Annotated in this window: 25 protein-coding genes; 8 read left to right on the top strand and 17 right to left on the bottom strand. The window is 60.8% G+C overall.

Going from position 1 to position 23,048, the window contains the following annotated elements; genetic code table 11:
- Positions 1–6: 6 nt before the first annotated feature.
- On the bottom strand, positions 7–462 hold the full coding sequence (soxR, locus tag GOW98_RS14520) for a redox-sensitive transcriptional activator SoxR (RefSeq protein ID WP_170333250.1): 456 nt from the start codon (positions 460–462) through the stop codon (positions 7–9).
- An 87-nt stretch (positions 463–549) separates the two neighbouring features.
- Between soxR and GOW98_RS14515 the strand changes: the two genes are divergently transcribed.
- The 3 genes from GOW98_RS14515 to GOW98_RS14505 all read left to right on the top strand — a co-directional run bounded on the left by GOW98_RS14515 (position 550) and on the right by GOW98_RS14505 (position 2,547).
- The gene (locus tag GOW98_RS14515; RefSeq protein ID WP_170333247.1) at positions 550–930 is read left to right on the top strand and encodes a VOC family protein; all 381 of its coding nucleotides are present in this window, start codon (positions 550–552) and stop codon (positions 928–930) included.
- Between the two features lie 140 nt (positions 931–1,070).
- Positions 1,071–1,541 (top strand): transcription elongation factor GreA, encoded by a 471-nt coding sequence (gene greA, locus GOW98_RS14510; protein ID WP_170333244.1) that lies wholly within the window; start codon positions 1,071–1,073, stop codon positions 1,539–1,541.
- Positions 1,542–1,554: 13 nt separating this feature from the next.
- Positions 1,555–2,547 carry a hypothetical protein gene (locus GOW98_RS14505; RefSeq protein ID WP_170333242.1) on the top strand — a complete coding sequence of 331 codons (993 nt, stop codon included), beginning with the start codon at positions 1,555–1,557 and terminating at the stop codon, positions 2,545–2,547.
- Here the strand turns inward: GOW98_RS14505 and GOW98_RS26310 are convergent.
- From GOW98_RS26310 to GOW98_RS14475, 6 genes are all read right to left on the bottom strand, one after another.
- A complete protein-coding gene (locus GOW98_RS26310; protein WP_367646852.1) occupies positions 2,544–3,137 on the bottom strand; it encodes a GNAT family N-acetyltransferase in 594 nt (197 codons plus the stop codon). The genes GOW98_RS14505 and GOW98_RS26310 overlap by 4 nt on opposite strands.
- Positions 3,134–4,399: a molybdopterin-binding protein gene (locus GOW98_RS14495; RefSeq protein WP_170333240.1), complete on the bottom strand. Its 1,266-nt coding sequence runs from the start codon at positions 4,397–4,399 to the stop codon at positions 3,134–3,136. Before GOW98_RS14495 ends, GOW98_RS26310 begins: the two co-directional genes overlap by 4 nt.
- The gene (mobB, locus tag GOW98_RS14490) at positions 4,396–4,887 is read right to left on the bottom strand and encodes a molybdopterin-guanine dinucleotide biosynthesis protein B (RefSeq protein ID WP_170333238.1); all 492 of its coding nucleotides are present in this window, start codon (positions 4,885–4,887) and stop codon (positions 4,396–4,398) included. Before mobB ends, GOW98_RS14495 begins: the two co-directional genes overlap by 4 nt.
- Positions 4,884–5,528, bottom strand: coding sequence for a molybdenum cofactor guanylyltransferase MobA (gene mobA / locus GOW98_RS14485; protein WP_170333236.1), 645 nt, complete (start codon positions 5,526–5,528; stop codon positions 4,884–4,886). The genes mobB and mobA overlap by 4 nt, the downstream gene beginning before the upstream one ends.
- A gap of 59 nt (positions 5,529–5,587) precedes the next feature.
- Positions 5,588–6,541 (bottom strand): AEC family transporter, encoded by a 954-nt coding sequence (locus GOW98_RS14480; RefSeq protein WP_170333234.1) that lies wholly within the window; start codon positions 6,539–6,541, stop codon positions 5,588–5,590.
- A 109-nt stretch (positions 6,542–6,650) separates the two neighbouring features.
- Complete coding sequence (locus GOW98_RS14475) at positions 6,651–7,592, bottom strand: formate dehydrogenase accessory sulfurtransferase FdhD (protein ID WP_170333232.1); 942 nt, start codon at positions 7,590–7,592, stop codon at positions 6,651–6,653.
- Here GOW98_RS14475 and GOW98_RS14470 point away from each other — a divergent pair.
- Positions 7,591–8,307, top strand: a complete 717-nt coding sequence (locus tag GOW98_RS14470; protein WP_170333231.1) for an AzlC family ABC transporter permease — start codon at positions 7,591–7,593, stop codon at positions 8,305–8,307. The genes GOW98_RS14475 and GOW98_RS14470 overlap by 2 nt on opposite strands.
- Positions 8,304–8,636, top strand: a complete 333-nt coding sequence (locus GOW98_RS14465) for an AzlD domain-containing protein (RefSeq protein ID WP_170333229.1) — start codon at positions 8,304–8,306, stop codon at positions 8,634–8,636. The genes GOW98_RS14470 and GOW98_RS14465 overlap by 4 nt, the downstream gene beginning before the upstream one ends.
- Here GOW98_RS14465 and GOW98_RS14460 read toward each other — a convergent pair.
- From GOW98_RS14460 to GOW98_RS14430, 7 genes are all read right to left on the bottom strand, one after another.
- Positions 8,625–9,257, bottom strand: a complete 633-nt coding sequence (locus GOW98_RS14460; protein WP_170333227.1) for a hypothetical protein — start codon at positions 9,255–9,257, stop codon at positions 8,625–8,627. The two genes, GOW98_RS14465 and GOW98_RS14460, sit on opposite strands and share 12 nt — an antisense overlap.
- A gap of 30 nt (positions 9,258–9,287) precedes the next feature.
- Positions 9,288–9,422: an aa3-type cytochrome c oxidase subunit IV gene (locus tag GOW98_RS14455; RefSeq protein ID WP_170333225.1), complete on the bottom strand. Its 135-nt coding sequence runs from the start codon at positions 9,420–9,422 to the stop codon at positions 9,288–9,290.
- 68 nt (positions 9,423–9,490) lie between these two features.
- Complete coding sequence (locus GOW98_RS14450; protein WP_170333223.1) at positions 9,491–10,042, bottom strand: hypothetical protein; 552 nt, start codon at positions 10,040–10,042, stop codon at positions 9,491–9,493.
- The gene (locus tag GOW98_RS26305; protein WP_170333221.1) at positions 10,029–11,867 is read right to left on the bottom strand and encodes a glycerophosphodiester phosphodiesterase family protein; all 1,839 of its coding nucleotides are present in this window, start codon (positions 11,865–11,867) and stop codon (positions 10,029–10,031) included. The genes GOW98_RS14450 and GOW98_RS26305 overlap by 14 nt, the downstream gene beginning before the upstream one ends.
- 64 nt (positions 11,868–11,931) lie before the next feature.
- The gene (locus GOW98_RS14440; RefSeq protein ID WP_170333219.1) at positions 11,932–12,384 is read right to left on the bottom strand and encodes a DUF6173 family protein; all 453 of its coding nucleotides are present in this window, start codon (positions 12,382–12,384) and stop codon (positions 11,932–11,934) included.
- Between the two features lie 4 nt (positions 12,385–12,388).
- Positions 12,389–13,435 carry an MBL fold metallo-hydrolase gene (locus GOW98_RS14435; protein WP_170333217.1) on the bottom strand — a complete coding sequence of 349 codons (1,047 nt, stop codon included), beginning with the start codon at positions 13,433–13,435 and terminating at the stop codon, positions 12,389–12,391.
- A complete protein-coding gene (locus GOW98_RS14430; RefSeq protein ID WP_170333215.1) occupies positions 13,435–15,138 on the bottom strand; it encodes an acyl-CoA dehydrogenase in 1,704 nt (567 codons plus the stop codon). Before GOW98_RS14430 ends, GOW98_RS14435 begins: the two co-directional genes overlap by 1 nt.
- 138 nt (positions 15,139–15,276) lie before the next feature.
- Here GOW98_RS14430 and GOW98_RS14425 point away from each other — a divergent pair, with 138 nt between their 5' ends.
- Positions 15,277–16,227: an L-threonylcarbamoyladenylate synthase gene (locus GOW98_RS14425; protein WP_170333213.1), complete on the top strand. Its 951-nt coding sequence runs from the start codon at positions 15,277–15,279 to the stop codon at positions 16,225–16,227.
- Here GOW98_RS14425 and GOW98_RS14420 read toward each other — a convergent pair whose 3' ends face one another.
- Positions 16,228–16,782, bottom strand: coding sequence for a YqgE/AlgH family protein (locus GOW98_RS14420; protein ID WP_170333211.1), 555 nt, complete (start codon positions 16,780–16,782; stop codon positions 16,228–16,230).
- A gap of 146 nt (positions 16,783–16,928) precedes the next feature.
- Between GOW98_RS14420 and GOW98_RS14415 the strand changes: the two genes are divergently transcribed.
- Complete coding sequence (locus tag GOW98_RS14415; RefSeq protein ID WP_170333209.1) at positions 16,929–17,741, top strand: protein-disulfide reductase DsbD domain-containing protein; 813 nt, start codon at positions 16,929–16,931, stop codon at positions 17,739–17,741.
- Positions 17,742–17,744: 3 nt separating this feature from the next.
- The gene (locus GOW98_RS14410) at positions 17,745–18,164 is read left to right on the top strand and encodes an NUDIX hydrolase (protein WP_170333207.1); all 420 of its coding nucleotides are present in this window, start codon (positions 17,745–17,747) and stop codon (positions 18,162–18,164) included.
- Here GOW98_RS14410 and GOW98_RS14405 read toward each other — a convergent pair.
- Both GOW98_RS14405 and GOW98_RS14400 read right to left on the bottom strand, forming a co-directional pair.
- The gene (locus GOW98_RS14405; protein ID WP_170333205.1) at positions 18,161–21,562 is read right to left on the bottom strand and encodes an efflux RND transporter permease subunit; all 3,402 of its coding nucleotides are present in this window, start codon (positions 21,560–21,562) and stop codon (positions 18,161–18,163) included. The genes GOW98_RS14410 and GOW98_RS14405 overlap by 4 nt on opposite strands.
- Positions 21,563–21,567: 5 nt before the next feature.
- Positions 21,568–23,022, bottom strand: a complete 1,455-nt coding sequence (locus tag GOW98_RS14400; RefSeq protein WP_170333203.1) for an efflux RND transporter periplasmic adaptor subunit — start codon at positions 23,020–23,022, stop codon at positions 21,568–21,570.
- Positions 23,023–23,048: the final 26 nt, after the last annotated feature.

Raw genomic sequence — 23,048 nt, 5'->3', positions numbered from 1 at the left:
CGGCAGTTATGCCTCTGGGGCGTCCCCCATCAGGTATCTGGGACCGCTACCATGGGATTTGGCGCGGTCGTCGGGGTTGTAAAGGGCGCATTTCGGCAGGCTCAGGCAACCGCACCCAATGCAGCCGTCCAGATTGTCGCGCAGCCGCATCAGGGTATCGATTCGCTGATCCAAATGAGACCGCAGACCGACGCTGATCTTTTGCCAATCCTTCGGTGTCGGCGTGCGATTTCCGGGCAGGCCCGACAGCACCTCGCGAATCTCGGGCAGGGTCAGGCCGAATTGCTGGGCGATCATGACAAAGCTCAGCCGCCGGATATCGGCACGCTGATAGCGCCGCTGCCCGCCTGCATTGCGCCAGGGCGCGATCAGTCCCTGCGCCTCGTAATACCGGATGGCCGAAACCGCCAACCCGGTACGCTGCGCCAAGGCACCAATCGCCAGCCCTTCGGAAACCGCCATTTTGACCTCAAAAGAATTTCTTGACCTAAAGTTAGGTTTAGAAATTACGGTGAGTCGGGACAAGCCTAAATTCACAAAGGAGATCCCATGATGGCGACGCTTGAACACACCAACTTCACCGTCCGCGACCCGCAGGCCTCGGCCGCGTGGATGCACAAGGTGTTTGGCTGGAAAACCCGCTGGGAAGGCCCGGCCATCGCGGGCGGGTACACGGTACACGTGGGCAGCACACATACCTACCTGGCGCTGTATGCACCCAGCGATCCAAAACCCTCAGGTGAAAGCAGCTATGACATCGTTGGAGGCCTGAACCATGTGGGCGTGCTGGTCGAAGACATCGACGCCACCGAGCAGAAAGTGATCGACGCAGGTTTCACCCCGAAATCCCATGCCGATTACGAACCGGGCAAACGGTTCTACTTCGACGATGACAATGGCATCGAATTCGAGGTGATTAGCTACGCCTAGGCCGTAATCCGCCCGTTGTGGGGCCATGCCCTCTTGCAATTCACGCCTCATTTGGGTCAGGTATTTGCCAACCCATCAAATCGCCCCGACGCTGGTTCCATGCGGCGGGGCGCATCACTTTATGCGTGGACGACAAGAGTATGGAAAAGATTCCCATGACGCCTGCGGGCAATGCCGCGCTCGAGGCAGAGCTGAAAAACCTGAAATCCGTTGAGCGCCCGGCGATCATCGAGGCCATCGCCACAGCGCGCGAACTCGGCGACCTGAAGGAAAACGCCGAATACCATTCGGCGCGCGAAAAACAGGGCTTCATTGAAGGCCGCATCAAGGAGCTGGAAAGCATCCTGTCGCTGGCCGATGTGATCGACCCTGCCAAGCTGTCGGGCGCGATCAAGTTCGGCGCCAAGGTCACTCTGGTCGATGAGGACACCGACGAAGAAAAGACCTGGAAGATCGTGGGTGAGTATGAAGCCAACATCGAAAACGGCCTGCTAAACATCAAATCGCCCATCGCCCGCGCCCTGATCGGTAAGGACGAAGGCGACAGTGTCGAAGTGCGCACCCCCGGTGGCGTGCGATCTTACGAAGTGCTGAGTATCGAGTACGCCTGACCGGAGCGTCCCCATGTCCGAGCCCACGCCTGAGCAGGAACCCGAGCGACCGACCTCGCTGGGCATCTACGACAAGCCCTCGCGTCCGGCAGTGACCGAGATCGAAATTGCGGCCATCGTCCTCAGCGTGATCTGGCTGGTGGTGTCCGTGGTGTTTCTGGTGCTGCCCGGCAAGGTGCAGGGCAGTGGATTCGTAGTGACTCTGCTGGCGGTGTTCATGCCGGTGGCAATGTTATGGGTTGCCGCGACTGCGATGCGCGCCAGCCGGGTGATGCGCGAGGAAAGCGAACGTCTGCAGACCGCGATCGACGCGATCCGGCAGGCCTATGTCATTCAGCAACAGCGCGCGGCCAGCACGTACGAACCGACTGTCAGCAAAAAGCTGGATGAAATCGCCGAAGCCGCCAAAAAGACCGAAAGCGCGCTGGCGACGTTTTCGACCAAACGCACAGAACCTGCACGCACGGCGGCACCAAACGGCACCGGCGATCAGACAACGCTGGAGTTGGGCACACAGGCCGAAGACATTGCACCGCCGCTTAGCACTGATATCTTCATCCGCGCGTTGAATTTCCCCGAAACGCAAGACGACACCGAAGGGTTCAATGCCCTACGTGTGGCACTCAAGGACCGCAAGACCGCGCAGTTGGTACAAGCCTCGCAGGATGTGCTGACCCTGCTCAGTCAGGAAGGCATCTATATGGATGACCTACGCCCCGACATGGCCCGACCCGAGGTTTGGCGGCAGTTCGCACAAGGCGCGCGTGGGCGTTCGGTGGCGGCATTGGGCGGCATCCGCGACCGGTCCTCGCTGGCGCTGACGGCGGCACGGATGAAACAGGACCCGATCTTTCGCGATGCAGCGCATCATTTCCTGCGCCGTTTCGACCACATGATCGTGGCCTTCGAGCCCGAGGCCAGCGATGCCGACCTGACCGCCCTCGGCGAAACCCGCACGGCGCGAGCCTTCATGCTGCTGGGGCGCGTGGCCGGGACCTTTGATTAAGGCCCGGTAACAGCCCAGCTCATTCGTGTGGCGCTGCTGAATCCGAACAGATACTGAAACGGTCCGGTCTCTTCCTTGCTGAGGACTTTGAAACCCTCGCGTTCGTACAGGGCCTGTGCGCGTGGGTTTGTATCAATCACGTCCAACTGCACCTCTGACATACCCGATTTTCGGGCCTCATCCTTGATCGCGGACAGCAGCGCGGTTCCGACACCCTGCCCGCGTGCCTCTGCCGCAACAAAAATACCGTCCATCTGAAACACGCCGGGTTGCAGGTCCCGCTCTAGTACGCTCAGCACCAGACCGCGCCATGTGCCACCAAACCAGCCATAGACTTTCGCCATATCGGACAGGCTGCCCTCAACCAGCCCGCCGTCCTTTGTCTTGAAACCTGCCAGCCCCAGCATTTGGTTGGAATTATCACGTGCGACCAAGGCAAATTTCGGGTTTATGGCGTGTTCAATGAAGGCCAGACCCTTTTTGTCCGGCCCCATGACCCTGTGCAACTTGGCTGCAAAAGCCTGCCAGAATAGGGCTGCGGCTTTCGGCCGTTCCGCCACGGAAAACCCCTGTTCGATCCTGACAGTCACAACCCAAAGCTGCCGTAGGGAATAAACCGGACCATATCGCCCGGTTTGATATGGCGCGCACCGTCTTCGATCTCGACCAGCCCCTCGGCCCAGCTGAGCCCGCTGATCCGGCCTGACCCTTCCGAGGCAAACACCTCGGCCCTGCCATCGCGGACGCGGGCGCGCAGATATTCACGGCGGCCCGGTTTCTTGCGTTTCTCGAACGCTGCGGGCAGGTCAAAACCTTGCGGGGCTTGCCAGCCCTCACCCGCCATCAGACCCAAGGCGGGGCGGGTAAAGATCAACGTGCAGACCATGGCCGCCACCGGATTGCCCGGCAGGCCAAAGACCGGCGTTCCGTCCCACATTCCCAACGCCAAGGGCCGCCCGGGCTTCAGCGCGATCCGCCATTCCTGCATTGCGCCCGCCTGCCGCAACAGGGCCGAGACGTGATCTTCGTCCCCTGCTGACGCGCCGCCGCTGGTCAAGATCACATCCGCCTGTTCTGCCGCCCGGTTCAGGCGGGCGCGCAGGGCGTCCCGGTTGTCTTCAACACGCCCCATATCCACCGGCTGAAACCCCATACGGGCGATCAGCGACAGCAGCATCGGGCGGTTGGCGTCGAAGATCTGGCCCGGACCGGCGGGCTCTCCGGGTTCAACCAATTCGTCCCCGGTGGACAAAACGGCCACGCGCAGCGTCTGGCGAACAGGCACTTCGGCAAGGCCCGTCGCGGACAACAAGGCCAGATCGGCAGGTGTCAACCTGCGTCTGGCGGGCAAAACCGGATCGCCCTCGGCCACATCCTCACCGGCGCGGCGTGTGTTGGCGCCTTGTTTCAGGGGGCCGTGGAAGGCGATGTGATCCTCCTGAACGGTGACGTCTTCTTCAAGAATAACGGTATCCACGCCCGCAGGCAGGGCCGCACCGGTCAGTACGCGCAGCGCATGGCCGTCGGGCACCGTGCCGTCGAAAGGAATGCCGGCTGCCGCCCGCCCCGGATGTAGGGGCATCACCTGCGGACCCTCGGGCGCGGCACCGGCAAAGCCATAACCATCCACCGCCGTATTCGGCAGCGGCGGGTTGGAGCGTTTGGAGATCACGTCCTCGGCCAGAATGCGCCCGGTTGCCTGTTCCAACCGCAGGGTTTCGGCGCCCTTTACCACCGTCAACCGCTGGCGCAGCAGGGCCAGCGCGTCATCCACCGGCGTCCAGTTCACCCCGGCGGGCAGCGCAAAACAATCGTTGCGCAGGGGCGGTGGAGCGATGTTTGGCTTGGTCATAGTCCGACCTCCTGCAGGATGAAATCCGCAATGGCAGCGGTGTCATCCAGATCGAAAACAGGGCAATCCACAGCCAGCGGCGTATCGCTAGCCACGGCGCGGATGGTTGCGTTCTCGGGCACCATCAACGGGTTCTTGGCTTCGGCCCGAAACGCCTCGACCTTGGGATGGGCTTCGCGCTTGAATCCCTCGATCAACACCAGATCAACCGGCGACAGGCGCGCCAACAGGTCAGCCAGAGACGGCTCGGGCGCACTGCGCAGTTCCTGCATGAGGGCGATACGCTGACGCGAGGCCAGCAGCACCTCGGACGCGCCCGCAATGCGATGGCGATAACTGTCGGTCCCCGGCTGATCGACATCAACGCTGTGATGGGCGTGTTTGACCGTCGAAACGGTGAAACCGCGCCCGGTGATCTCGGTAACCAACCGCTCCATCAGCCCGGTTTTGCCCGCGTTTTTCCAGCCGGTGACGCCGTAGACCCTCATGCCTGCTCCAACAGCTTTTCCGCCCGCGCCAGGTCGTCGGGCGTGTTGACGTTAAAGAAGGGATCGAACGGCTCGGTGCCGAACAGAGCCTCGCGCCCGTCATGTTTATCTGTCCACAGCACAACCTTGCGCAGCCCATCGTTCAGCGCATCGCGTAGATCGTGGCGCAGCGCTACGGGCCAGAGGCCAAAGGTCGGGTGCCGGTTGATGCGTTTTCCGCCGCCGGATTTCAGCATTTCATCCCCGGTACGCGGCGTGGTCGCCAACACAAGCGGATGCGCCTGCCCCTCAGCGGCCTGCGTCAGGCGCGCCACCAGATCACGCGGGAAGAACGGCGTGTCGGCGGCGGCAGTGACGATATGGTCTGCGCCTTGCTCTGCCGCCCAATCCAGCCCCGCCAGAACACCGGCCAGAGGGCCTGCGAACCCTTCGATCGTGTCAGGCAGAATGGGCAGGTTCAGGTCAGCGAACCGCTCGGGATCACCATTGGCGTTCAGCGCAAGGCCCGCCACCTGCGGCGCAAGGCGGTCAATGACATGGGACAGCAGGCTCTGCCCGCCGATCTGCAACAGGCCCTTGTCGCCACCGCCCATACGAGTGGCGAGACCACCTGCAAGGATCACACCGAAGGGAGTACACATAGCCAAACCTGATATCCTGCAATTGGGTGATCAGTCATTCGCAACTTTTTAGATCGAACTCAATTCAATTGGAATGCGATTGGGTACAGATGGTGCAGGACAAACAGCCACATGATCAACGTACCGACGGACAGTAAAGACGTCGCCGACACGATATGAGCCGCAAGTTGAGGTTCCTGATCGTAGTGCTTGGCCAGGAGAAATACGTTCTTGGCCGTGGGAACAGCAGAAGAAATAGTCGCAGCAATTGTCCAAAGCGGATCAAGCCCGATGATATGTGCCGCGAGTAACACTAGTCCGGGCGCAATCATCAATTTCACGAGTGTCAACGACAGTATCATCGGCCCAGTCTGAACAATTGTTCGTACACTGGTCGTAAACCCAATCGCAAACAGCGCTACGGCGGCCAGTGCTTGGCTAAGCAGTTCCAGATAGTCCGACACTGCATCTGAAAATCCAATACCGGTAAAGGAATAGGCAACGCCCAACAGGGTTGCCGCGATAATCGGGTTTTTGAGGACGTTCAGGAGGATTCTATAAATCGGAGTCTTTGCATTTGCTTTTTGTCCTGCCGAGCTTTCGAGAACGGTGGTCATCACCAAAAGTAAAATAGCGACGACGAGATTGGCGAGTACCGCAGGCAAAGCCCCCTTAGAGCCGAAAATCGCGTGGAGGACAGGCAAAGCAACCAGTGCTGTATTCGACGCGACGGCCGCGAAGGCCGCTACTGTTGCCGAACCGACCTGAAGCTTCAGCGCGGTTTTCAGGCAAACGAACAGAACGGCAAATAGAAGCAACAGTGTTCCGCCGTAAGAGAGGTAAAAGCCGTAGTTCAGAAGGTTTTCAAACTTCTCTTGTCCAATCAGGTAAAACATTATGGCGGGGATCAGGACATAGACCGCGAATTGGACAAGCGCGCTAGATGTGTCCTCACTCAGGAGCTTCGTCCACGAGAACACATATCCGGTAAGGATCACCGCAAAGACCGGCGCAATGAGGTTGATCAGTTCCATCCCACTCTCAGGCGACTGTTGTCTCAAACTTCACGTCTATGCGTTCTACACTAGAATACATCCATCAGAATTCGCAGACCTTTTTGAGATCGACCAGCAACGGCGAAGATCAAGCCTTGGAACTTTTTCTTCTGTGCTTCTTGTCCTCAACCGCCACAGTTGCCGGGTCCACGTCGCGCAGCAGGCGGTCCTCACCGGACAGGCACACGAACCGTTGCCCGCGCATGCGACCGATCAGGGTCAGGCCGACCTCGCGCGCGATCTCGACGCCCCAGGCGGTGAAACCCGAACGGGACGCCAGTACCGGGATGCCCATCATCGCCGTCTTGATCACCATCTCGGATGTCAGACGGCCGGTGGTGTAGAGGATCTTGTCCTCTGCTGCCTCACCCTTGGACAGCATCCAGCCCGCGATCTTGTCGACCGCGTTGTGGCGGCCCACGTCCTCCATATAGACCAGCGGGCGGTTTTCGCGACATAGAACCGTGCCGTGGATCGCCCCGGCCTCAAGGTACAGCGACGGGGTCCGGTTGATCTTGGCGGCCAGATCGTAAAGCCACGAGGTGCGCACCTGAACCTGCGGTAGGCGCACGTCCTCGAGCCCCTCCATCATGTCGCCGAACACCGTGCCGACCGCGCAGCCACTGGTGCGGGTCTTTTTCTTGAGCTTGTCCTCGTATGAGGTTTCCCGCGCCGTGCGGACGATGACGGTTTCCAGATCGTCGTCGTAATCGACACGGGTGATTTCATCATCGGCCAACAACATGCCCTGATTGCGCAGAAACCCCAGCGCCAGATATTCCGGGTAATCGCCGATGGTCATCGCCGTCACGATTTCCTGCGAATTGAGGAAAATTGTCAGCGGGCGCTCCTCAACCACCGAGATCTGGCTGACCTCGCCATTCTGGTCCACGCCTTCAACCGCACGGGTCAGGCGGGCCGCGCCGGGGTCGGGGGCGATGATGTAGTCCGAGACATTCAATTCCGTGGCCAATTGCAACCCTTTCCCAAGACCGTTAGTGCTGCGGTCAACACCATAGGATTTAGCCATGGCAGACACCACATCCAAGTCATACTATTGGAAGGGTTTTCGCGACGGGTCTCCGTTCATCTTTGTCGCAATCCCGTTTGGCACTTTGTTCGGCGTTTTCGCCACCGAAGCCGGGTTGAACATCGTGCAGACCATGACGCTCACCTCGACTGTTTTCGCGGGGGCTGCGCAGTTCGCGGCACTACAACTGCTACAGGACCAGACGCCCACAGCCATCATTCTGATCTCAGCGCTGGCGGTGAACCTGCGAATGGCGATGTATTCTGCCTCGCTGACGCCGTTTCTGGGGGCCGCCCCGCTTTGGCAGAGGGCCTTCGCGGCCTATCTGACCGTCGATCAATCCTATGCCTGTTCGATCGTGCAATTCGAGAAAGAGCCGAAGATGATCGTGCCCCAGCGCATGGCCTATTTCGTGGGCTCGGTCACACCGATTACACCGCTTTGGATTTTGGCCACCTATCTGGGAGCGGTTCTGGGGACGCGTATTCCTGAAAGCTGGGCGCTGGACTTCGCCCTGCCGATCACCTTTCTGGCGATGATTGGTCCGATGATGCGGACCCTGCCCCATGTGGTGGCCGCGCTGGTTGCCATTGTCGTTTCGTTGCTGACGGTGGGTATTCCGTACAACCTGGGCCTCTTGATCGCCGGATGTGCCGGAATGATTGCAGGCGCACAGGTGGAACTGATCGCCCAGCGCAGAAAGGCCGACGCATGACCCATCCCGATCCTGTTACGATCTGGACGATCATCATCGGGCTAGCCATCGGCAGCTATGCCCTGCGCTTTGTCTTTATCGGTTTGGTCGGAGACTGCCCGATGCCGCCCTGGCTGCTGCGCCACTTGCGCTATACCGCCGTGGCCATCCTGCCAGCGCTGATCGCTCCATTGGTCGTGTGGCCGACGGCAACTGATGGACAACCGGATATTCCGCGCATGGCCGCAGCTGGCGTTGCTCTGGTTGTCGGGTTGATGACGAAAAACGTACTCGCCGCTATTTTTTCCGGGGCTGCAACCCTATACGGGTTGCTATACCTACTGGCCTGATCCGGCTTCGAGCTCATTAAGTCTTGCGTTATTGAACGCCAAACCCCGCTGTAGATCCGCGTCGTCGTTCTCCCGATATTCAGCGGTTTGAACTCCGGGCACCTGACCGAACTGATCGGAAAGTTTGACAGGGTAAAAAGTGGTGCCGATCTGCTCGAACCCCGGAACCTGCTGCAACAGCCGAGAGGTTGAGTTGGCGCAGTACGCACTGGACACCGGCCCCATCTGCTTGGCCAGTTGCAGAGCAATCTCAGCCTGCTGAGGCGACACCTCGATCGTTTGGATACGGGCAAAGTGCGTTTCCCGCGCATGGCTGCTGCGATAGGCGCGTTCTACATTCGGAGTGATGCCATACAGCACATCATCCTTGATCGGAACGACATCTGCCCGGAACGAGCCCGCCGGGTCAAAGATCACCCGCTCACTGCCGCTGATCATCAACGAGGTATGCGCACCCGAACCAGTCCGGGTGTTGATCATAGTGTACAACGTCAGCGTCGAGGGTCCGGGATCACGGTAAGATCGAGCCACGACTTCTGACTGATCTGCCTGTGGACGCTGCGAGCCGGTGCAGCCTGCGATGGTCACTGCCAACAGGCAGGCAAGCAAAATCCTGATCACGGTGAGCCCCGCTTTGGATTAATAAGTGGATTAAGCGGCGAAAACCGCCAGGAACAGGCAAAGGAAGACGATGGCAACCACGCACCATGTGGTGGCCTTGATGAAGCCGTGGAAGGTTTTTTCTTGGACGGTGATGTCCATTTCGCCGTGCTTGTATTCAGCCATTGGTCAGAGATTCCCAGTTCGCGTGTTTAAGATGTTGGATAATCGAAAATCCGAGGCCTGTCACCACGTCATTCGGGCGCAGGCAGGAATACTGAACAGCCCGGAAACCCGAACCCCCAGCGCCAGGGCAGGCCGGAACAGGGCCCGCCGCCTAATCGCACCGCTGCGTGCATCGCTTCGGCGGTCACAGAGTGCGCCGTGCGAATCTGGTCGGGCGTCATGTCATACCGTTCGGCATAGGTGTCGGCATTGTCCTCTCCGTGCTGTTTGACACAGGTCCGCAGCGCATCATCCGCTGAAAGGCGTGCGTCATAGCTGTCCACGGCCTGCGCGGCCCCGCCCGCATTGTGATAGGCGCGGTCATGGGTCACGCAACAGTATTCCCATGGGGGGTGTTCCTCATAAAGCGCGCGGAACTTGGGAAAGGTTTCAGCCACAAAACGCCAACTGGCCGACAACCCGCCGGAACACCCATCGGTTTCAAATGGGATTGGCTCGGCATCACCCCGCTGCGCAAACAAGGCGCGGTGGGCAGGCAGTTCGATATTGCGCATGAAATCCTGCGCAGCTGCGGGGACAGCCATGAACGCAAGGGCCACGCCCAGATTACGGGCTTTCATCGCGCATCGCCTCAGAATCGACGGACATGCCGAAGGTGGTCGCCAACCAAAGCAGCAACCGCTCGGCCGGGCCCATTTCGGCGCGCACCCGAAGGACTTCATTGGCCATCGCGGGCCGGTCAGTGATCAGCCCATCCACCCCCATCGAGGCCATGGCCGACATCTGAAGCGGGTCGTTCACCGTCCAGACATAGATATCCTTGCCCGCATCATGGACTGAGCGTACCAGCCCCGGCGTTGCCATCGCTGCGTTGACGGCGATGAAGTCGCCTTCCAGCCCTGTCAGATCGCCGACGGCAGTGGCGGCAAGAACCCCGGCGCGCCAGTCGGGGCGCAACTTCTTCATCTTCTGCACCGCTGGGTATTTCAGCGACATGGTGGCGATGTCGTCCTGCATCTCCAGCTCTTCGACAATCGTCGCCACGCGGTTTTCCAGATCAACGTCGTGGCCATAGTATTTCAGCTCGATGATGACCTTGGACTTACCCTTTGCAGCCTCCAGCACCTCGCGCAGAGTAGGCGTGCGTTCGTCGGCATATTCGGGGCCGAACCAACTACCGATATCGATCTGGGCGATGTCTTCCATCGTTGCATCCCAGACCTTGAGGTTCACACCTGCCAGTTTCATGAAATCACTGTCATGGGCGACGATGACCACGTCGTCCGCCGATTCCTGCACATCGATTTCAACCCAGTCGGCCCCATCTTCGATCGCCTTCAGCACCGAAGCCATCGTGTTTTCAGGCCGAAGCGCCGCAGCACCCCGGTGGCCGATCACCTCGGCCCGGTCCGGAGCCTGTACGCGTTCCAGCAAGTGCTGCCCAAACCACAACCCGATCAGAACGGCCAGTGCCGCAGCGCCCAAAGTGGCGAACAGAGGAATACGCAGACTGCCGGGTTCAGGATGCGGCGGTTCCTCGGTCCTGATCTCGAAGAACCCGTCCAGTAGCACCGCCAGCGCGCCCAACGCCGTTGCAGCCAGTACAAGGCCAGCCAAAGACCAGACACCTGCGACCAGCAGACTGTAAATCAATGCCAACCGCAGGTGACTGGCGCCTTGCAACGGCACAAGGGCAAAAAGCAGCCCTGCCACCCAGGCGATCAGGCCCGCTATGATGACGCGCAGGATCAGCCAGATCGCCAATTCGATCTTGAGACGCCCGCGTTTGCCCTCCATTCGGGTGGCGCTGATGTTGAAGGCATGGGCAGGATGGACGCCTTCGAACAACACCAGATGCAGGCCAAGTGCCCAGGCCGACAAGCGACGGATCAACACCCAGGCCATGACCAGAACAACAGCACCGATCAACCCTACTGCAATCCAGAAAGACGGCGGGTGGAAGGTCAGGTAGTAGTTGATGTCGTACTCGGTCAATGTCCACCATGCGATCAGAGCCGCGACGGCCGCAAAGGGCACAATCAGCACCAGAACACGCAGGACAAAGCGCACTGCAAAGCCGAACAGAGAAGGCAGACGCGAGACGATCAGCCCAATTGCAGAACTGCCCGCGCGCCACGGGTTGGCTTCGCCCATCCGCAGCGATCCGGCCATGACCGAGAACACAAACACCTCGGCCAGCAGGAACAAGCTGAGCACGGCTATTGCCGCGAGAAAACCCACCGGTGACAGGATAAAGGCTGCGATAGCCTGATCTGTCAGCGCGGTCTGGTTCGACAACAACACAGCCAGATTGACGGTAATCGCCACGCCCGGCGCAATCAGGGCAACCAGCAACAGGCGTACTGCGATATAGATCGGCACAAAGACGCGACGACGGGCCCACGCGCCTTTGTAGGCGCTTGTAACGGCTGAGAAATCGGACACGCGGCACTCCCTTGAATGGTGCACTCATTCAAAGCTGCGCAGACGTGAATTGCAAGTCAGGCGGTCAGCTTTCTTCCAGATCCTTTGCCAGCCGAAAGCCGATGCGGTTGGCGGGCTTGTCCTCGACCGATTTGGGCAAGGCGCGCAGCATCACGTTCAACTGGCTGACATGCTGCACCAGCTGGGTTCGGCCCCCAGTCGCGTCAGAGCCGTAGAAGGTTATGATATCGGGATCAAAATAACCCATGCCCTCGATCCGCATCACCCCGGCATCGCCGCCGGTAAAGCCCATGGCGACCTCCTGATCGCCGGTCAGTGTCTTTTCGAAATTCTGGATATATAGGATCAACCGCTCATAGGCCCATTGCGCCGGGCTTTTGGTTTGAACCGGTTTTTGCAGTGGTTCAGGCAGATTCTTGGCCGCGGACTCAGCGTTGGGGTTCGCGTGGAACTCGTAACACCGGGGCAATGCCGCCGCTTCTGCCGCCTCGGCCGATGTTTCGATCTGGTCCTGCATGGCTTTACCCTTTGCGTTGAAATTCCCACGCCCCGTCCGCGCGCCGCGTCCGGGTCACGGTTCCAATGTGGTAAAGGTGGTTCAGATGTGCAACCGCCTCAACCAGCGCAAGCCCATATTCGCACTCGCCAATCTGACGTTTGAACAGGGGAATGAAACACTCGGCGGCGGTTTTCGGCGTATCCAGATAGCCCTGCAGGCGATCCAGCGCGCCGTGGTGATTGTCGATCAGCTGCCGCATCCGCAGTGGCAGGCCGGTAAAGGGCAGCTTATGCCCGCCTAGCGCCAGATGATCGGGGCGCGCGAGCTCCTGCAATCGCTCGCAGGCCTCCAGCCATTCGGCCACCGGGTCGGCCATTGGCTCGGTGACATAAACCCCCAGATTGGGGCTGATCGAGCTGAGGATCTGGTCACCGGTGATCACCAGATTGTCATCGCGGCTCCAGAACGTGGCGTGTTCGGGCGCGTGGCCATTGCCCATATGCACGTCCCAGTCACGCCCGCCCATGCGGATCACGCTGCCCTGTTTGATACGGGTATAGCCCAGCGGCATCGGATAGACTGTGTCGCAGAAATTGAAGGGGCGTTCAGTCATGCGTTTGGCCAGAAAGTCGGCGTCCATCCCTGCACTGCGGTAATAGTCCAGCGTTTCCTGCGGCCAGGTTTCCTGCACGTCCAGCTGCAACATCCGCGCAAACAGCCACGCCGTGCGAGTTGTGATCAGTTCGGCACCATGCTCGGATTGGAACCATCCGGCATTGCCGACGTGATCGGGGTGGTGATGCGTGACCACCACGCGAGTCACCGGTTTGCCACCGAGCGGTCCGGCTATAAGCGCTTCCCAGACGCGGCGGGTTTTGTTCGACGACACACCCGTGTCGATCACAGTCCAACCATCGCCCTCATCCAACGCATAGATGTTGACGTGATCCAGCGCCATCGGCAGCGGCAGACGCATCCACAGCACACCCTCGGCGACCTCGACGCCCTCACCCGCTGCCGGGGGCTCGGGCCAAGGGTATCGGATCGCCAAAGAAGTTTCTCCGTCCATTAGACTGCCAGTTCCTCGGCGCTGAGAGCATAAATATCCTCAGCCCCGTTCTGTGCCTGCACCAGCAGACCGGCATATTCCGGCAGCAGCGCGTTGATGTAATACCGCGCCAGTTTGAAACGCGGACCATTGGGGTCTGCCAGTGCGGCCTTAAGGTGATAATGCGCGCCCAATACGCGTGCAAAAGCGTGCAGATAGGGCACGGCACCGGTAAAACGTGTGTTCATGTCAGACTGCGCCACGATCCATTCGGTGGTTTCGCGCAGGCTTTCGGTGGCCTCCCAGACGGGACCGGCCAGATCGGGCATGGTGGCACGGGCCTCTTCGGCGTGATCCTCGATCTCGTCCAGCAAGCGCGAGGCCGCCTCGCCGCCATCCATCATCTTACGCGCCACAAGGTCCATGGCCTGAATGCCGTTGGTACCCTCGTAGATCGCGGTCACCCGGACATCGCGGTAGAACTGCGCCGCACCGGTTTCTTCGATGAAGCCCATGCCACCGTGGACCTGAACGCCGGTCTCGGACACACGCATCCCGGTCTCGGTGCCGAAGGCCTTGCAGATCGGGGTCAGCAACGCGGCCCGTGCGCTCCATTCGGCATCACCGGTGGCGTTGCCCATGTCGATCGCGGCCGCGTTGGCCAGCATGATCGCCCGCGCTGCAAAGGTGTCCGCGCGCATGCTCATCAGCATCCGGCGCACATCCGCGTGGTCAATGATAGTGCCCGAGGGAGTCTTGCCTTGCTTACGCTCCAACGCATAGGCCAGTGCATGTTGATAGGCGCCTTCGGCAGCGCCAACGCCCTGACCGCCAACACCCAGTCGAGCGTTGTTCATCATGGTGAACATCGCGGCCATACCGCCATGTTCCTTGCCCACAAGCCAGCCCTTGGCACCGTCATACTGCATCACGCAGGTCGGTGAGCCGTGCAGGCCCATCTTGTGTTCGACCGACACGACCTTCAGATCGTTGGCCACGCCGGGATTGCCGTTGTCGTCGGGCAGGTACTTGGGCACCAGAAACAGCGATATCCCCTTGGTTCCCGGCACCCCGTCAGGCAAGCGCGCCAGCACCAGATGACAGACATTCTCGGTAAAGTCGTTATCGCCCCACGAAATGAAAATCTTCTGCCCCGTCACAGAATAGGTACCATCAACATTAGCCTCGGCCTTCGAGGACAACGCCCCCACATCCGACCCGGCCTGCGCCTCGGTCAGGTTCATGGTGCCGGCCCATTCACCCGACATCATCTTGGGCAGGTACAGCGTCTTTAGCTCGTCGCTGGCGTGATGCTCCAACGCCTCGATCTGACCTTGCGTCATCAGCGGCGCCAGTTGCAGCGACAGGCAGGCGGCCGACATCATCTCGTTCACCGCCGTGGTCAGGGCCATCGGCAGTCCCATACCGCCGTATTCGGGATCACCGCTCATCCCGATCCAACCACCTTCGGCAATCGCTTTCCAGCCGTCGGCATAGCCGGGCGAGGTCCGCAGCACACCGTTTTCCAGCCGTGCCGGTTCCAGATCGCCGGGGCGCTGCAGCGGGGCCATCACCTCTTCGCACATCTTGCCAGCCTCAGTCAGGATCGCGCCGACGACATCCTCGCTGGCTTCCGAGAACTTCTCGGTCGCGGCTATCTGGTCGAATCCGACCACGTGGCGGAACAACAGTTCATAGTCGGAGATGGGCGCGCGGTATGGCATGAGTTCCCTCGGAGCTAACTGTATGGTTTTTCGCGGGTGGGGTTGGAAATTGCAATGCCCACCTTTATGCATCCTTGATCAATTCGATTACCTAGCCACCCAAATGGTACAAGCAATCAAAACGCGGCGTCACCAGATATGATCCCTAACGGCACATTGGATTTACCCGCTGATCCCGGCGGAATCGCACAGGCGGCGGACATGCTGCGGCAGGGACTGCTGGTCGCTTTTGCGACCGAGACCGTCTATGGGCTGGGCGGCGATGCCCGCAATGACGAGGCGGTGGCCAGCATCTATGCGGCCAAGGGGCGGCCCAGCTTCAACCCACTGATCGCGCATGTGGCCTCGGTCGAGGCAGCGCAGCGGTTTGTTGAATGGTCCGACCGGGCCGAAGCTCTGGCTGCTGCTTTCTGGCCCGGCCCGCTGACGATGGTGCTGCCACTGCGCGACGGGCACGGGATTTCTCCGCTGGTCACAGCGGGGCTGGAGACGCTGGCAGTGCGGGTGCCCGCCCATGGCACCGCGCGGGCGTTGCTGGCGGCGTTCGACGGGCCGGTCGCGGCCCCGTCTGCCAATCCTTCGGGTCAGATCAGTCCCACAACCGCCGATCACGTACGTGCCGGGCTGGACGGGCGCATTGCGGCCATTCTGGATGACGGCCCGTGCGGTGTCGGGCTGGAGTCCACCATTGTTGGATTGGCCGGAGACCCCTCTCTGCTGCGCCCGGGCAGCGTGGCGCTGGAACAGGTCGAAGCCGTGCTGGGTACAGAACTGCACATCCATCAGGCCGGAGATCTGCTGACCGCGCCGGGCCAGTTGCAGTCGCACTACGCCCCTGACGCGCCGGTGAGGCTAAATGCAGAGAATCGGCAGGGGGATGAAGTTTTGCTGGGCTTTGGCCCGGTCGACTGCGATCTGAACCTGTCGGAAAAGGGCGACCTGACCGAGGCTGCGGCCAACCTATTCTCGGCTCTCCATACGCTGAACACCACAGGTCGCCCTATTGCGGTGTCACCGATTCCGAATCAGGGTCTGGGTGCCGCCATCAACGACCGCCTGCGCCGCGCCGCGGCGCCACGCGACAGCTGATCAGGCGCGTCCGGCACTGGCCGACAGGGTCAGCGGGTCCACACCCAGCGTTGCCAAAGCGGCCCCCCATTTCTCGTCATCGGGCACGTCGAACACCAGTTTCTGGGTCGCGTCGGTGGTTAGCCAGCCATTCATGGCGATCTCATCCTCCAACTGGTCGGGTCCCCAGCCGGAATAGCCCAGCGCCAGCGTCGAATTCAAAGGCCCACGCCCCGAGGCCAAATCCTCGAGCACATCCAAAGTCGCGGTCATACTGAAATCATCCGAAATCTGCATCGAATGCAGGTTAGCCTCATAATCCGCGCTGTGCAGTACAAAGCCGCGCGACATCTCGACCGGACCGCCGAAATGTACCAGACGCTCACCCACAATCGGGATTCGGCAAGGAATATTCAGTTGCTCAAGCAGGGTTTTGATTCGCAAATCCGAGGGTTTGTTGATGATCAGACCCATCGCCCCGTCTTCGCCGTGGCTGCACATGTAAACCACCGAATGATCGAAGCGCGGATCACCCATGCCAGGCATCGCAATCAACAGTTTTCCGGTCAGGTCCATGGATTTACATCTCTTGCTTTGTCCCCCTTCAACAATGGCCCCGGCGCAGGGGGATTGGCAAGGGATGAGGCCACATTTCGCCAGATTTCATCCCGGTGACCCGAACGTGACTTGGAATCCCGGGCCGGACCGCGCATTTATGGGGTATGAAGCGTTATCTTAAGTCGACCGTGGTTGCCCTGACCGCCTGTTATGGGCTGACCGCTACTGCGCTGGCGCAGGACGTGGGCGGAGTTGTGCAACTGGATGTGCTGGATGGCGGGCGCACCGCCAGCGGCACCTATCTGGGCGCGTTGCGGCTGACACTGAAGGATGGGTGGAAGACCTATTGGCGCGCGCCGGGCGATGCCGGTATCCCGCCGCAGTTTGACTGGCGCGGCTCGCAGAATTTGGGCGATGTGACGATCACTTGGCCTGCGCCAGAGGTGTTTGTGCAGAATGGCCTGCAATCCATTGGCTATGCGGATCAATTGGTGCTGCCAGTTGAAATCACGCCCAAGAATCCCGCCAAACCCGTGCGGCTTCGTGGCGATATGGATCTGGGCGTTTGCAAGGACGTCTGCATCCCTGAGCGTCTGGACTTCGATCATACCCTGAACGCCGACGCGGGACGCAACCCGGCCATCGCTGCCGCGCTGGCCCAACGCCCTTATTCCGCGAAAGAGGCGCGCGTGACCGCCGCAAGTTGCCGCCTGTTCCCAACGTCGGACGGGATGCAGATCGAAGCCCGCGTAAAAATGCCATCGGCCGGAGGGCGCGAGGTTGCCGTGATCGAACCGGGGAACCCGGCGCTTTGGGCCTCGCAGCCGGAAACCACGCGGCAGGGCGATACTCTGGTGGCCACATCCGAGGTGATCAGTGCCTCGGGCGGGCCTTTCGCTTTGGATCGGTCCGAGATCCGGATAACGGTATTGGGGGCCAACCACGCCGTCGACATTCAGGGCTGCAGCGCGGGCTGATTTATGGAGAAAACCCCGAAGATCGGCGCGCTGGCCGTTGTTGTGCATGACGCAAACGTGTTGCTGGTGCAGCGCAGCAAGCAGCCGGACGCAGGGTTGTGGGGGTTTCCCGGCGGTCATGTGGAATGGGGTGAAACCGTCATGCAGACGGCACAACGCGAGTTGCGCGAGGAAACCTCGGTCATTGCCGAGCCGCTGCACTATCTCGATAATCTGGACCTGTTGCGCCATGACGCGCAGGGCATCGTGCAGTCGCATTACCTGCTGGTCGGTGTCTCATGTCAGTACCGCTCAGGCTCGCCACTGGCCGGGGATGACGCACTGGACGCCCGATGGTTTCCGGTCGATCAGATACGACGGGGTGATCTGCCCATGAGCGACCGGGTCACCGACCTGCTTGAAACCGCCTTGCGCGCACTTTAGGTCGCCTTCACTCTGAAGCGCACATAGAGCAGGCTGGACAGCACAACACTCAACACAAGGATCGGCACAGCACCGGCGATGAAAGCCCCCAGCCCCATTTGCAGGGCCGCAATGCCATCTGACCCCGGGTAGAGTCCCGACAACAGGCCGACAGGTGCGCCCGAAATCGCAGGCCAGACCATCGTAACGCCGAACCAAATGAGCAGCGCCAGCCCGGTGGCGGTAACCGCACCCTGCACCACCCGGTCCGGCGCACGTAATGCTCTACGCATCGCGGTCATCGGACGTGACAGGTCGTTCAGAATGGCCAGCAAAGCAGGCACCAGAAGCAACACCAGCAACATGCCGAAACCCAACCCGTAGACCAGCGTGATCACCGAGGGTTTGAGGAACTGCGCCTGTTGCGAGCCTTCATAGAGCAGCGGTGTCAGGCCAAGAACCGTTGTCAACGTCGTCAGCATCACCGGGCGTAACCGATCCGCCGTGCCCTCGACAATCGATGGCACCAGCCCGCGGTCCTGCTGATAGGCGTCGATGGTCGTCACCAGAACAATCGAGTCATTGATGATGATCCCGGTCATCCCCAACAGGCCGATCACGGTGAACATGCTTAGCGGCACATCCCATATGTAATGCCCCCAGATCGCGCCAACCAATCCAAACGGAATGATCGCCATCACCACCACAGGCCGGGTCCAGCTGGCAAAGACCCAGGCCAGTACCAGGTAAATACCGGTCAGACACAGGATCAGACCAGTGCGCGCTTCGGTCAGGAACTCATCCTCCTGCTCGCTCAGACCCGCCATTTGCCACTCGACCTGCCGTTCGGCCGCGATGTTGGGCAGAATCTCTTCGCTCAGAGCGCGGGCGATTTCCGCCGCGCGGGTCGGGTCATCCTCGGAAATATCGCCAATAACCGATATCACCCGCAGACCATTCTCGCGCAGCACGGATGCGAACCCTGATTTACGCTCGACTGACACGATATCGGCCAGCGGCACATAAATCCCGTCCGGCGTGCGCATCAGCGTGCGTTCCAGGAAATCAGCGGTCAACTCGCCCTCGGGCAGCTCCACACGAATCTCTGCACTGCGTGGGCCATCGGGGAAGGTTGCGGCCTCAATCCCGTTCAGCCGGTCGCGCAGCACGCGGCCCAGCGTTTCAATGCGAAAGCCCAGCGCCTGCCCCTTGGCGGTCAGGTCCAGAATGAAATCTTCCTTGTCATATGCCAGATTGTCCTCCAGCGCCGAAACCTCAGGGTATTTCGATAACTCGGCCTGCAAGTCCTCAGACGCCGCCTTGAGCGTGTTCACATCTGCGCCATAGAACTGAACGTCGATTGCATCGCCGCCGGGGCCAGAGCGCCAACCCCGGAAGGTCAGAAGCTCAACCTTGGGATGGCGCGGCACAAAGTCCTGTAGCTCGCCCACGAACTCAAAGCTGGAATAGGGGCGCAGGTCCGAATCGATCAATTCAATCGAAATCCCGCCCAAGAGGTCCTGATCCTTGCCATCCGCTGCAGCCAAGTTGAACCACCCGGCATTGCCGCCGACCTCGGCCAGAATATAGTCGATAGGATTGCGGCCGTGACGCTCTTCGTAAATCTGGCCCAGCTCTTCGGTAGCGCGCTGCATCTGGTGCATCATTTCCAGCGTGTCTTCGCGAGTGGCGCCCTCGACCATGATGAAGTTGCCGGTGACCGAGCCGCGCTCGGGCGCGTTGAAGAACCGCCAGTTCACGTCACCCTTGATGAACAGGGCAATCTGACTGGCCAGGATCACCACCATCACTGCCACAACCACATAGCGCGCCCAGACCACCCAGGCGATCAGCGGGCGGAACAGGTGATCCCGCACCCAGCGAAAGCCGCGATTGACCACGCGGTTGGGCCAATCATACCAGTGTTCCTTGGCCGAATGTGTAATCGCATGGGCCATGTGGTTCGGCAGGATCAAGAAACACTCGATCAACGAGGCAATCAGCACCGCGATCACGGTAAACGGGATGTCGCCGATCAACTCTCCGAACCGGCCACCGATGGCGGTCAGGCCGAAAAACGCGATCACGGTGGTCAGAGTGGCGGCAAAGACCGGCATCGCCATTCGCCGCGCGGCGCGTTCGGCGGCCACAACCGGAGCTTCGCCCAACCGTCGGGCGCGAAAATCGGCGTGTTCCCCCACAACGATGGCGTCGTCTACCACGATCCCCAGCGTGATGATCAACCCGAACAGCGAGATCATGTTGATCGACAGCCCACCGATATACATGAAGGCAACCGCCGCTGACATTGCCACAGGGATACCTGCCGCGACCCAGAAGGCGATGCGCGCGTTGAGGAACAGGAACAACAGACAGACCACAAGGCCCAGCCCCACCAATCCGTTGTCGACCAAAATATCCAGACGTTCAGTGATGGCCTGAGCGCGGGTTCGGATCAGTTCGATTGTCACGCCTTCGGGCAGGCTGGCCTGAAGCTCGGCCACCACATCCTCGACCGTGTGTTGTATTTTGATGGCATCGCCCAGATTGGACCGGTCTACTCGCACCGACATGGCCGGGTTTTCACCGACAAAGTAACTGCGATTGCGGTTGACCCCCTCGACTCGAATGGTCGCCACATCCCCCACATAGAGGCTGGAGCCGTCGGCAAAGTTGCGCAGCGTGATACCTTCGATTTCTTCGGGGGTGCGCTTTTCAGTGCCGGTGCGGATACGGGCATTGGCCCCGGTGACATCTCCGGCCGGGTTGGTTATTGCCTCAGCCGCGATGGCTTGGGCGATCTCTGACAGGGTGATGTCATTGGCGATCAGCTGCGCTGTTGGAACTTCGACCACTACGCGAGGCGCGGCAATGCCCCGGATCGTTGTGCGGGTCACTCCGGCAGCAAACAAGCGATTGATCAGCTCGTCGGTGAATTTGGCCAGTTGGTCCGGATCAACCGGGCCGGTCACGACCACATCCGTCACCCGGTCCCTCCAGGCGCCACGTCGGATCGAGGGCTCTTCGGCATCCTCGGGCAGGTCCGTTACACCATCGACGGCGGTCCGAACCTCATCCACGGCACGCGACATGTCCCAGTTAGGCTCAAATTCCAGCCGGATATTTGCCCGTCCTTCACGAGAGGTTGAGGTCGTGCTGGCAACCCCTTCGACCGCCAGCAGGGCTGGCTCCAGCAGTTGCACGATGCCGTTGTCCACGTCCTCGGGACCAGCGCCTTCCCAATCGATATTGACGTCGACACGTTCAAGGATCACGTCCGGGAAAAACTGCGCCCGCATCGCCGGGATCGCCGCCGCACCCAGAACCAGCATGACCAGCAACAGCAGGTTGGCGACCGTCCTGTGACGGGTGAAGTAGCTGAGGATACCGCCCGCCGCGCCGGGGATCTCACGCATCATGGCGTCTAGCCCCCTGCCCGGGTCTCAATGCTGCGCACCAGCGAGGCGGGAACCCTGGGCGCGCTGAGCTGGCTCAGGGCACTGGCCTTGGCCTCGTTGGTCATCTGATCGCTGGCCTCGACCTGCGCGACAAGCTGGGCACGTTGTTGGTCGGACAGTTCGACCATACCCGGGTCGGCCCCGGCATTGGCCTCATCGCGCAGCGGGCGGACGCGAACCCCGCCGCCCAGCAGCGGCGTTCGGCCAATCACGACCTCGCGCCCGACCAGCCCCTGACCGCGCAGCAGTACCTCATCGCCCTGACGGCGGATCAACTGCACCGGCAGCGCCTCTAGCCGGTCATCGGAACCCAGAACCAGCACCGTGCCCGCCGCATCCAGAACCGATGAGGGCAAGCGCACCACGTTGTCCAACGGCTGTTCCTCGACCGTCACTGTAACAAAATCACCGGGCTTGAACCCCGGTGCGTCCTCCAGCCTTGCATAGATCAGCCGCCCGGTCTGACCTTCGCCCGCCGAGCCGCTATCGCGGCTGATGCGGCCGTGGGCCATCAGATCGGTGCCCGTGACCTCAAGCGATACGGTAACTGGTGCGTTTATCAGATCGCCCTCGGCATCCAGCAGACGCACATACTGTGCTGTCGAAACGCGAAAGGCCACCTCAAGCGCGGTGGGATCAACCAGTTCCGCCAGCTTTTCATTGGCCGAGACCAGCCGTCCTTCGACCAGCGTCACATCCGTCAATGTTCCGGCAAAGCGCGCGCGGACGGTCATATCATCCAGATCGCGTTCGGCGGCCTCAAGCGTGATGCGGGCGCGGGCCAGTAAGGTGGTCGCCTGATCGACCCGCGATTCCGCCTGCGCCAGTGCGATGCGGCGTGCCAGCACCGACTGTTGCGCCGCCGCCTCGGCCAGTTCGGCCTCTTCCACCGCGGCAGGCGTTCCGACCCCGCGACCCTGCAGGTCCTTCTGGCGCTGCAAGGCACGCCCGCGCAGGGCCGCCTGCGCCTCGGCCGAATTCAACTCATCCTGCGCCAGCAGCAATGAGCGTTCAGCGTCGCGTTCTTCGAATTGTGCATCCAACAAGTCAGACTTGGCCCGGTCCAGCGCTGATTGCGCGTCAGCCGGATCCAATTCCACCAGAACCTCGCCCGAGGTAACGACACCGCCATCCTCGAAATCCTCGGCCAGAGACAGCACACGCCCGCCCAGCGCCGCGCGCAGCTCCAGACGGCGGCGGCTTTGAACCTCGCCAAAGGCTTCGAGATATGGGGTGACAGTTTCAAGCTCAGCCGGGCGCACGCTGACGGCAAAGATGCGTTCGCGCGCTTCGGGTTGCTCGCTGTCACGATTCAGCGCATCCTGCACCGCACCGGTGATCAACTGTACCGCGACAAACAGAAGAGCCAGCGTAAGAAACGCCAGAAAGACACCAACAAGGCTTTGCCTCAGAAATCGCATCTATTATTCACCCCGGTCGCATCAGG

The sequence above is a fragment of the Ruegeria arenilitoris genome (assembly GCF_013032445.1).
GTDB classification, from domain to species: Bacteria; Pseudomonadota; Alphaproteobacteria; order Rhodobacterales; family Rhodobacteraceae; genus Ruegeria; species Ruegeria arenilitoris_F.
Note: the sequence above shows the minus strand (reverse complement) of the source record. Positions and strands in the feature narration are given on the sequence as shown.